Here is a 9,352-nt window from a genome sequence, read left to right as displayed (position 1 = left end):
TACCGGGACGACTGCGATCGGAGAGCCTGAATCGCCCCGGCTTTCGTGCGCACCCGTTTATCTGTCTGCAGCCGGTTGCTCGGAGCGGGTCGAATAGTAGTCGGTTTCGTACTCGGTCGGTGGTCGACGGCCGAGCCGGTGCATCAACCGGGACTCGTTGAACCAGGCGACCCATTCGTGGGTGAGTAGCTCGACGTCAGCCAGCCGGTTCAGCGGCCCTCTCCGGAACGGTGAATCGTCGCGGACCGCCTCGGTCTTGTAGAGCCCGATCGTGGTCTCCGCGAGGGCGTTGTCGAAGGCATCGCCCACTGATCCTATCGACGGGCGGAGACCCGAAAGCATCAGTGTCTCAACGACTTTCACTGAAGTATATTGACCCGGCGTCGCTGTGGTGGATCAGTCCGGGCTCGATCGGGTGCCCGTAATGATCACGCCGCCACACGGCCATGTTGAGCGCCTTGGACACCAGCGAGGTCGTTTTCGTGGCGGCCGTGGTCCAGCCGACGATCGCCCGGGAGTAGGCGTCGAACACGAACGCCACATACGCCCATCCGGTCCAGGTTGACACGTAGGTGAAATCGGCGACCCACACCAGATTCGGTGCGGCGGCAGTGAAGTCGCGATTGAGCTTGTCACCAGCGCGGATCCCGTCTTTGGCGGGGACCGTGGTGCGCAGCTTGCGGCCACGCACGATCCCGTTCATGCCGAGCTCGCGCATGATCCGGTCCACGGTGCAGAACGCGACATCATGGCCGCGGCGGCGCAGGAAGCGAGTAATTTTCCGGCGGCCATACATCTGCTCCGGCTGACCCGCCAGATCACGCAATGCGTTCTCCACGTGAGCATCTGCGATATCGCGCGCCGACGGTGGTCGACGTCGCGCCTTGCGATAGGTCCTGGGCGCGATCTGGATTCCCTGCGCGGTCAGCGCACGACAGATCGACTCGACGCCGAAGACCTGGCGGTATTCGTCGATGAACCCGACGATCAGCGGTGTCGCGGGTCGAGTTCCCGCGCGAAAAAAGCCGAGGCCGCTTTCAGGATCTCGTTGGCCTGCTTGAGATCTCGGACCTCTTTACGCAGCCGCGCCAGCTCCTCACGCTCGGCCGCCGACAACCCCGCACCGGCCTTGCCGGCCAGCGGCGCGCCCTGCGCGAGCGCCTTCTTCACCCACACTCGCAACGTCTCGTAATGCACGTCCACCAGCGGGCCGATCGCGCGGGCGGCGGCATACGGGGATTCGAACTCATCGAGGCGGTCGAGGACCAGACGGACGGCCTTCTCGCGAACCTCGGGCGGGTAACGCTTCGTCATGATGGGAACCATCTTCCACTAGGAAGAAGCGGCCCCCAACCCGTGACGGTTCAGTTCGAAGGTGCCTCAATGTTTTTGGGTTGGCTCGACGGTTTTATGTCGCACCCTTCGTTCTGGACCGGGCCAGGTTGTTAGCTCACGAGGCATCGGGGTATTTGTACAGGTTCGATCCACCACCCACGCTGATCAGCAGTACGCCGAACAGCGCGATGATTGCCGTCAGGATTCCGAATACCCAGACGTGTACATTGATGGCAAGCATGATGCCGCCCCAGGTCAGCAGTGCCGTCAGGATGCTGAGAACGATCATCAAGGCGAGTGTGCTTCCGTCCAACTTTCGTGAACTGCGGTGGGCATACCTTTCGATCTGAATGTCGAGGAGGTCGAGCAATGGCTGTCGGTGGCTCTCCGGGATGGTGTCGGCCAACTGGGCAAGCTGTTTGATCTTCCGTGTACGTCCAGAGTCGCGCTCGTCAAAAAAGAACTTCGTGAACAGCGCGAAGAATGGCGGGATCGCAGCGGTTCCCAGGGCGATGGCTGTCGTCACGGTCGGCGAGCGTAGCAGCGATGGCTGGATTAGGCGGGCGAGTCCGGCGAGGGGTCGTGTGTCTATCGGGCTTTTCTTTCTCCCTGCTCCCTCATCGGCCATCCTCTACGGAGAGGGGGCGTGTCAAGGATGCCGTCGGCACCGCGTTCCGCTGACCGGTCCGAGCACAGCTCAATAGAAGCGAGCGGAGTCCGTGCCTGTGTCAACCAGGCACGGGCTCCGCATTTTTCTACCAGATACGCGCATCCTGATGCCGATCACCTGGCGGGCCGACCCGCACGCTGGCTTCCAGCACGCGCATCAGGCTTGGCACGGGCGCAAGGCTTTCCCACGCCCGGACCGAAATCGTGGGTCAGGTCAGGGCTATTGCTCGATGCCACGCGGTGAGGGATTCGCCCCATCGCTGCCTTCTACGCGGTTAAGGAAATCGCGGACATGCTGACGGTAGCGTGTGACCTCTTCATCGAACTCTGCATTACCTGCCCCGATCACCGGCCCTGCCCTGCCTGGTAGGCCGGCGAGTTCTCGCAGCTGGGGCTCATAGTCAGGGGAGAGGCCCTTGTGACAGGTTCCGCAGAGGGTTACGAGGTTCTCCTCGGTAGTAGGTCCGTCCATCCGCCAGGGAATGAGGTGGTGGACATGTAGCTCAATATCAATGTGATCTTTCGCTTTTCGGCCACAAACAACACATCGATAGCCATCCCGCTTCAACACTTGCATCCGCAGGGATCTGGATGGAGCTCGGCGATCCACGTCATCGTCGGGGACGTGGCCGGTCGCGACGAATCCGAATCCGCCTACTTCGGCCGTTCCGTCCCTGACGCACTCGGACGGCCCTATCGCGGTTGCGAGATGTGCTTCGGCTACTGACTGTTCGACGAGCGCATTACCACCCCGTCGCATGAAGATCGCGAGACTGAAGTCGTCGTACACGACCAGCCATTGCTGCCGCATTGCATCCCAGGCGTGGGTCATGGATTCCGGATCGACAAGACTGGCGACTCGTATCTCCCAGCCGGTCTTTCGTTCCGACCAGCCCACCCAATGAGTATGGCGAGACCAGAAGGGTATACCGCGTCTGTCTGCACGGAGGGTTAAGGCGTAGTAGGCGCGCGTGGGGTCGAACCGAATCATCTGTCGAAGCTGTTGCGCCAGTTCGAGGTTGCCAGCGCTCCCACCCTGATCCATCCGGCAACTATCGCACGCCGCACCGACACGTCGTGGAGATGGCAGCTGCCTTTCCGACGGCCAGAAACGGGAGGTGGTGGCAGGCGCCGAACCCGGCCCAATTTCGACGCTGGTGTGGTGGCTCTGCGATCGGGGTGTACGGCAACTGCAGCTGGGGCAGTCCTGCTCTCGTTTTATTGAGATTGCGGCTGGATGAGCCGGAGTCCCGAAATCCCTCCCTGGTTCACGCAATCGCGAGCGAGATCTCGGTCCCGATCGAAGTAGCTGCTGTCGTCCGCGCTTGCGTTGATCGTTGCGGTGACTGGACTGTAGCGAGCCAACGGAATCGAGTCTCCTTCGTACTGGAATCCGAAACCATCGACCGTGTAGATGACCAGGGGTGCCTCACCAGCCCATTCGATCCCTACCCGTGTCTCGTACTCGGTGGTGCCGAGATGCTGGCTAACGGACCGAACCAAGCCCAGTAGGTCTACTATTGCGGATTCGGTTGCCGCCGAGTCGATGTACTCGCCCGGCCAGTAGCCGTTCTGGCGATTCGGCTCGCCACCGATTGCTGCCGCAATAGTTACGGATCCGTCGTCGTGGACGCTTGACTGGAGCCCTCTGGGCAGGTCCAGCGGTTGTGAGAGTTCTGATGCACCAGAATGGGTGCAGGAGGACGAGATCACGACATGGCGCGACGACGACACACCCCTGAGCAGATCATCCACCAACTATGTGAGGGCGAGAAGCTGATCGGGGAGAAATTCTCGATCGAGGAGGTGTGTAAACACCTCGAGATTTCCGAGGCCTCTTGGCATCGCTGGCAGGCCCAGTACGGCAGCATGAAATCCGACGACGCGAAACGGCTCAAGGAGCTCGAGCGCGAGAACGCGCGGCTGAAGAAGATGGTCGCCGAGCAGGCCCTCGATATTGACATGCTCAAGGAAGTGAACCGGGGAAATTTCTGAGCCCGGACCGCCGTCGCAGAGCGGTCGTGGTTCTGCGGCAACGGTTTCGGGTGTCGCAACGGCGGGCATGCCGAGTGGTCGGGCAGCCCCGATCGGTGCAACGTCGGTCCCCGTCGGTCGAAGAGATCGAACGACGCCTGCGGCAACGGCTGCGGGCAATCTCGCGCAAGCATCTGCGGTGGGCATGGCGCAAAGCGCACTGTGCTGCGGTGAAGGTTTTGTCACCAATCATTAATGCACACAACGACTCTGGCGTGAGGAGGGCTTGAAGCGACCGTGCCGGGTGCGTAAGAAGCGCCGTATCGGACCGGGCCGCGATCAGCGGTTGAGGGCGTCGTTTCCGGATCAGATGTGGGCGTTGGATTTCCAGGTCGATGTCACCGTCGACGGACGGCAGGTCCGGTTCCTCAACATCGTCGACGAGTTCACCCGAGAAGCATTGGACACCAGAGCATTCCGTTCGTGCACCTCGGATCAGCTCGTCGGTGTGCTCGATGAAATCATCGCGACGACCGGTCGCAGGCCGACGCATGTTCGCATGGACAACGGCACCGAGATGACCGCGTACGCGATGCGGGACTGGTGTCGATTCGCTGGTGTCGATGCCTCGTTCATCGATCCGGGATCGCCGTGGCAGAACGGGAAACGTCCCACTAGGTCCACTGGAAACGGTCGGTCCATCGCAGTTCTGTGATGGACCGACCGTTTGCTCTTGAAGCTCCGTCAAACTGCCCCAGAAGTATCTGAGCGCAGCACGCGGTGCCCGCTGGTGTCAGGTTCGAGGCAGCGTGCTGTTGCCGGAATGTCCCTGCACCTCGAGCGCAAGACCCGGCAGAGTGGACCAGGGGTCCGGCAAAGTCGTCCTGTCAAGGCTGACCTGCGGTTTTTATGCCCATTTGCCCGACACGCCAGGAAAGAAAAATTGGTGGGCACGGCGGCGCTCGAGATGATCGCCTCTCCACAAGTGCGTCACACCCGGAGAGCCTGCCGTGCCCATGTCATCATCTCCCATCCTTATCCCGTCCGTCGAGTTGCCTTGTGAGGGTGGTGAATCGACCCTTTTGCCCGGTGCGGTGAGTTTGCTGGAAGTGTTGGGAGAAGTCGTCGATCCGCGGGCTCGTCGCGGTGTGCGGTACTCGGCGCGAGCGATTCTGGCTGCCGCGCTGGCGGCGGTTCTGGCGGGTGCGCGCTCGCTGACCGCGATCGGTCAATGGGTCGCCGAGGCGCCGGCTACGGTGCTGACCGAGCTCGGATTCGGCGGTTCGGTACCGGTGGAATCGACGATCCGCCGGTTCCTGCAAGCCCTGGACCCCGATGCGCTGGACTCGGCGATCGAGGCGTGGATGTGGCGCCGGACCGTGGTGCCTGGTCGCCGGGTGGTGTCCTTCGACGGTAAGTCCCTGCGCGGCTCCCGGGATGCGGCGGGCCGGGCGAGGCACTTGCTGTCCGGGGTGTGTCAGCAACTCGGGGTAATCCTGGGGCAGGTCGATGTGGACGGCAAGACCAATGAAATCCCTTTACTACGTGAGCTTCTCGCGAGGATCGATATCGACGGGATGCTCATCACCGCCGATGCGATGCATACCAACCGCGACACCGCCACCTACATCACCGAGCTCGGCGGCCACTACCTGCTCACCGTCAAGGACAACCAACCCAAGCTGCGCAAGACGCTCAAGAAACTACCGTGGCACTCGATCCGCACCGGCGATCGCACCCGCTCACGCGGGCACGGCCGCCACGAAACCCGCACCCTCAAGGCCTTGCGGATCGACGGCGGGCTCGGGTTCCCAAGTGCCCGGCTGGCATTGAAGATCACGCGCCGCCGTGTCGACGCCCGGACACGGAAATTCGCGAGCGCGACCGTCTACGCGATCACCAGCCTGTCGGCAGACGAGGCCACGCCCCGGCAGTTAGCGGCATGGTTGCAAGGGCATTGGCACATCGAGAACCGGGTGCACTGCGTTCGTGATGTCACCTTCGACGAGGACCGCTCCCGTGTTCGCACCGGCGCCGGTCCGCAAGTCATGGCCACTTTGCGAAACACAGCGATCGGTCTGCTGCGACTCCACGGTCATCACAACATCGCCTGCGGCCTCCGCTACTACTCCTACCAGCACAAACGGCCACTCGAACTGCTGAAGATTTGCTAAAACAGACTTTGCCGGAGCCCTGATCGGCGAGTTCACGGGTCGACACTCCTAGGAGGCGCGCCGCGTGGTGGATTTCGCCCCATTCCTGACGATCGGGTGGTCGGTCGGCCGTGAGAATTTCCGCAGCCCGAAGTGCCGCAGTCGCGACGGCAGTGGAAACCGTGCGCCCCCGTAGCCAGGGCAACGACCACGACTCATGGCCGACGTACCACGCACAGGGCCGGTTCGTATCTGTTCCCAAGACGAGCTGCATCCTTCATCACCTCGTGCCGCAGGTCGGGGGCTGTGGCCCCCTGTGGTTGGAGTGCGTCGGCCGTCACGATGCGGTTGCGGAGGTCTGCAGAACCGGGTCCAGATGTGATGCCCGACACATGCAACGGTAGACTTGCAACATTTGCAGAGTCAAGATGCTCATGGGAACTCTGCATCGTATGTAGCATTGGTCGTAATTTCGGATGCGGAATCGACTCATTACACGTGCGGGTGAGGAAGGATCAGGGCATGGCACCGATGTCATCGACCGTCGCACGGTGGGAACTCAAGCTGCGCCTGAACCGGTTGCGCGGGGAGTCGGGGTTCGACGACGCCGATATCATTGCCGCAGTAGGTATCTCGCGTCCGTATTGGTCGCAGGTGAGCAATGGCACCAGGATCCTGACCGAGGACAAGCTCAGGGCGCTGCTCAACATCTACGGCTGCGATGAGGCCGAGCAGGACGAACTACTCGCCCTACGCGCAGTGCTCAAAGAGCGCGGCTGGTGGATGAAATACCCCGCCCTACTCAGCCCCGAAATGCAACGGCTGTTCGGGCTCGAACACGGCGCGCGGAGCATCCGTTGCTACAACAGTCTGCTGATCCCCGGGCTGCTGCAATCGCGGGGATACGCTCGCGCAATCATCGCCGCCAACACCATGATTCGCCCCTTCGAAGTCGACCAGCATCTCGCGATCCGTATGCAGCGACAGCACCGCCTGGCAGGCGACGATCCGCTGCACCTGACGGCCGTCTTCAGCCAAGCTGCCCTGATACAGCAAACCGGCGGCCCCGACGTGCTCCGCGAGCAGCTACATCACCTCGTCCGGCTCATCGAGGATCATCCGGACACCATCGAGATCCGGGTCATCCCCTTCACCGCCGCCGAAGGCGCCGCGCTCGGTGGCTCGACCTACCATCTGCTCGACTTCCCCAGCACGCACCTGCCGACGGTGGAGTGGTCGGAAACAGCGTTGCAGGGCAACATCATCGAAGACCAGTCCGAAGTCAACGGCCTTTCCTACGCTTTCCGTCAAGCCCTCACCCACACGCTGAGCGCCGACGACTCTCTAGCCCTGATCAAGGCCTCCGTCAGTGGGTAATGTACGAAGTATGAACGTTCGCGAAACCGCACGAACCAAGCCGTCCGGCTGGTTCAAATCCACCTTCTCCGATCACGGCAATGCCTGTGTCGAAGTGCGGTTCGGCGACGGGGAAATTCTCATCCGCGACAGCAAGTACGACGGGGACGAGGCCGTCCGGCCGATCGTTGTCGTCTCCACCCAAACCTGGGGTGTCTTCCTTGAAATCGTCACGGGCACTGATGAATCCGATGATACTCGTTTGGGAATCCCCGCTATCCAGCACGACATCGCCACCGGGGTAACAACGTTGCGGGACGCGGTCGGCACTGCTCTTTCCTACACACGGGAAGAGTGGGCTGCGTTTACTGCGGGCATCCACGCCGGTGAATTCGCGTTAGCCTCGGCCTGACCGACCAGCAGGAGTTCGCCGCGATTCAGCGAATTGGATACCGGGTCGTGAACATCGTGACGTCGCCTACGTCAGTGAGTTCCACGTAGGCGAACGCTGCTCTCAATGTCGACTCCAGCCCGGTGCAGTTATCGTCGGCATTGTTGAATGCCCCGGCGCGGGTGTAGGTGGCACTCAGCGCCCGCCCGAACAGAGTGCGTGGCCGCTGATTCAGGATCGTCGCCCCGAACAGCGTCCCGTCATCGGCGAGCACGCGCGCCAGGTGCGTGAACGCGACCCCTTTCTGCGCGAAAGAGCCGGGCACGCAGTGCATCACGAAGTTCAGCCCGATGGAATCGAAGCCGGTTCCCGCGCTGTCGGGTACCGGATCGAGCACGTTGCCGGTCACAGTTCGAACCTGACACCCCTTGCTGTGCAGCCGCTTTCGTGTGTGCGAGAGAGGGGCTGGATTCAGATCCATCAAAGTGATGAGGGACTCGGCGGGCCGCTGGGCGTTGACCAGGTACCAGCCCGACCCGGGACCCACCTCGAGATGTCGATGGCCGAGATGCTTGTTGTACGCCGCGAGCATGATCTCGGCCGGGCATCGCCACGCGGATCGGTTCGACAGCCGGATTACCCACGGGTCGTAGAGCGCAAGAAACGTGGGTGTGTACGGTTTTGCGGCGCGGAGCGCGTCCTTGCCGATCATTGGTGTCCATCCCCCTCGGAAGCGACCAACCCGAAGCCTCTTGTTCTGTCCGCTGACCACGCCCGAGGTTGCCCTCGCCCCAAAGCTCTCCACTGCCCCCGACGATCGCGGGCTACGTCGCCGGTGGAGCTCGGGGGTTCGAGGTCGCTGTACGGATGCGGAGCGCGGTGAGTTCCGGCGCGCGTTGCCGGAGGTTGTGGCTCAGTTGACCCGACTAGGCGGTGACGAGTTCACCTGAAGCTGCCGGACATACAGGTCCTGAGTCGCGCGAGCAATCAACTTCCCGTCGGCATCATGGATCTCGGCGGTATGGGTGGTGATCGACTTGTCGCCCTCACGGGTGGCCTGCCGGATTTCGTCCACTTGATCACGACCGAGTTCCATTGTCGCGGTGACGATCCCACGCCCGGCCGCCAAAAATTCGATAGCACCCGTGGTGTTCCAGATCCGGTATTCGTTCCCGAGCTGCCCGAGCGCCATCATCCCGAAGAACGGGTCGGTCATCGAGAATAGTGTGCCGCCGAACGCCGCCCCGTTGTGGTTGCGGTTCCAGGGGCGGACGCGGTGCACCACTCGGATCGAGGTCCAGTCATCGGCGACATTCGCGACCCGCACGCCGGCGAAAAATAACGGCGGGTACGCGCTCATGGCGAACCGAAACACGCGTGGCGAAGGCAGCCGCATTGTTCCCCCAATTCTGGTCATGCCGGTGGCTGTTCAGTCAGGCAACTCTGCCGCAGAGTAGTTCAGATCTGCAACGTG

Annotated in this window: 9 protein-coding genes, 1 pseudogene and 1 other annotated feature; of the genes and pseudogenes, 5 read left to right on the top strand and 5 right to left on the bottom strand. The window is 62.2% G+C overall.

What is annotated here, in order from left to right; all coding sequences use genetic code 11:
• Window positions 1-57: 57 nt before the first annotated feature.
• The 3 genes and pseudogenes from NU1_RS09000 to NU1_RS43115 form a co-directional block, all read right to left on the bottom strand.
• A pseudogene (locus NU1_RS09000) lies at window positions 58-1,314 on the bottom strand (IS3 family transposase).
• Window positions 899-1,027 (bottom strand) — a sequence feature (AL1L pseudoknot). It overlaps the preceding pseudogene by 129 nt.
• A 136-nt stretch (window positions 1,315-1,450) precedes the next feature.
• Window positions 1,451-1,861, bottom strand: coding sequence for a hypothetical protein (locus NU1_RS08990; protein ID WP_067519303.1), 411 nt, complete (start codon window positions 1,859-1,861; stop codon window positions 1,451-1,453).
• A gap of 363 nt (window positions 1,862-2,224) precedes the next feature.
• Entirely contained in the window at window positions 2,225-3,049 is an 825-nt protein-coding gene (locus NU1_RS43115; protein WP_245720016.1) for an HNH endonuclease, read from the bottom strand.
• Between the two features lie 671 nt (window positions 3,050-3,720).
• Between NU1_RS43115 and NU1_RS08980 the strand changes: the two genes are divergently transcribed.
• The 5 genes from NU1_RS08980 to NU1_RS08960 all read left to right on the top strand — a co-directional run bounded on the left by NU1_RS08980 (window position 3,721) and on the right by NU1_RS08960 (window position 7,899).
• Window positions 3,721-3,999, top strand: coding sequence for a transposase (locus NU1_RS08980; protein ID WP_067519300.1), 279 nt, complete (start codon window positions 3,721-3,723; stop codon window positions 3,997-3,999).
• Between the two features lie 265 nt (window positions 4,000-4,264).
• Complete coding sequence (locus tag NU1_RS08975; RefSeq protein WP_157552058.1) at window positions 4,265-4,693, top strand: DDE-type integrase/transposase/recombinase; 429 nt, start codon at window positions 4,265-4,267, stop codon at window positions 4,691-4,693.
• A 379-nt stretch (window positions 4,694-5,072) separates the two neighbouring features.
• Window positions 5,073-6,152: an ISAs1 family transposase gene (locus NU1_RS08970; RefSeq protein WP_245720015.1), complete on the top strand. Its 1,080-nt coding sequence runs from the start codon at window positions 5,073-5,075 to the stop codon at window positions 6,150-6,152.
• Between the two features lie 501 nt (window positions 6,153-6,653).
• Complete coding sequence (locus NU1_RS08965; RefSeq protein WP_067519298.1) at window positions 6,654-7,508, top strand: helix-turn-helix domain-containing protein; 855 nt, start codon at window positions 6,654-6,656, stop codon at window positions 7,506-7,508.
• Between the two features lie 10 nt (window positions 7,509-7,518).
• Entirely contained in the window at window positions 7,519-7,899 is a 381-nt protein-coding gene (locus NU1_RS08960; protein WP_067519297.1) for a DUF397 domain-containing protein, read from the top strand.
• Window positions 7,900-7,924: 25 nt separating this feature from the next.
• Here NU1_RS08960 and NU1_RS08955 read toward each other — a convergent pair whose 3' ends face one another.
• Entirely contained in the window at window positions 7,925-8,590 is a 666-nt protein-coding gene (locus tag NU1_RS08955) for a class I SAM-dependent methyltransferase (RefSeq protein ID WP_067519295.1), read from the bottom strand.
• 201 nt (window positions 8,591-8,791) lie between these two features.
• Window positions 8,792-9,238, bottom strand: coding sequence for a DUF4442 domain-containing protein (locus NU1_RS08950; RefSeq protein ID WP_169815023.1), 447 nt, complete (start codon window positions 9,236-9,238; stop codon window positions 8,792-8,794).
• Between the last annotated feature and the right edge of the window lie 114 nt (window positions 9,239-9,352).

Source organism: Nocardia uniformis NBRC 13702, from assembly GCF_001613345.1.
Taxonomy (GTDB): domain Bacteria; phylum Actinomycetota; class Actinomycetes; order Mycobacteriales; family Mycobacteriaceae; genus Nocardia; species Nocardia uniformis.
This window is presented reverse-complemented; position numbering and strand designations above follow the sequence as displayed.

Bases quoted from the DNA above. Each gene is read 5' to 3' on its own strand.
- NU1_RS08965 (WP_067519298.1), top strand. From the start codon at position 6,654: ATGGCACCGATGTCATCGACCGTCGCACGGTGGGAACTCAAGCTGCGC.
- NU1_RS08980 (WP_067519300.1), top strand. From the start codon at position 3,721: ATGGCGCGACGACGACACACCCCTGAGCAGATCATCCACCAACTATGT.
- NU1_RS43115 (WP_245720016.1), bottom strand. From the start codon at position 3,049: ATGGATCAGGGTGGGAGCGCTGGCAACCTCGAACTGGCGCAACAGCTT.
- NU1_RS08950 (WP_169815023.1), bottom strand. From the start codon at position 9,238: ATGAGCGCGTACCCGCCGTTATTTTTCGCCGGCGTGCGGGTCGCGAAT.
- NU1_RS08955 (WP_067519295.1), bottom strand. From the start codon at position 8,590: ATGATCGGCAAGGACGCGCTCCGCGCCGCAAAACCGTACACACCCACG.
- NU1_RS08960 (WP_067519297.1), top strand. From the start codon at position 7,519: ATGAACGTTCGCGAAACCGCACGAACCAAGCCGTCCGGCTGGTTCAAA.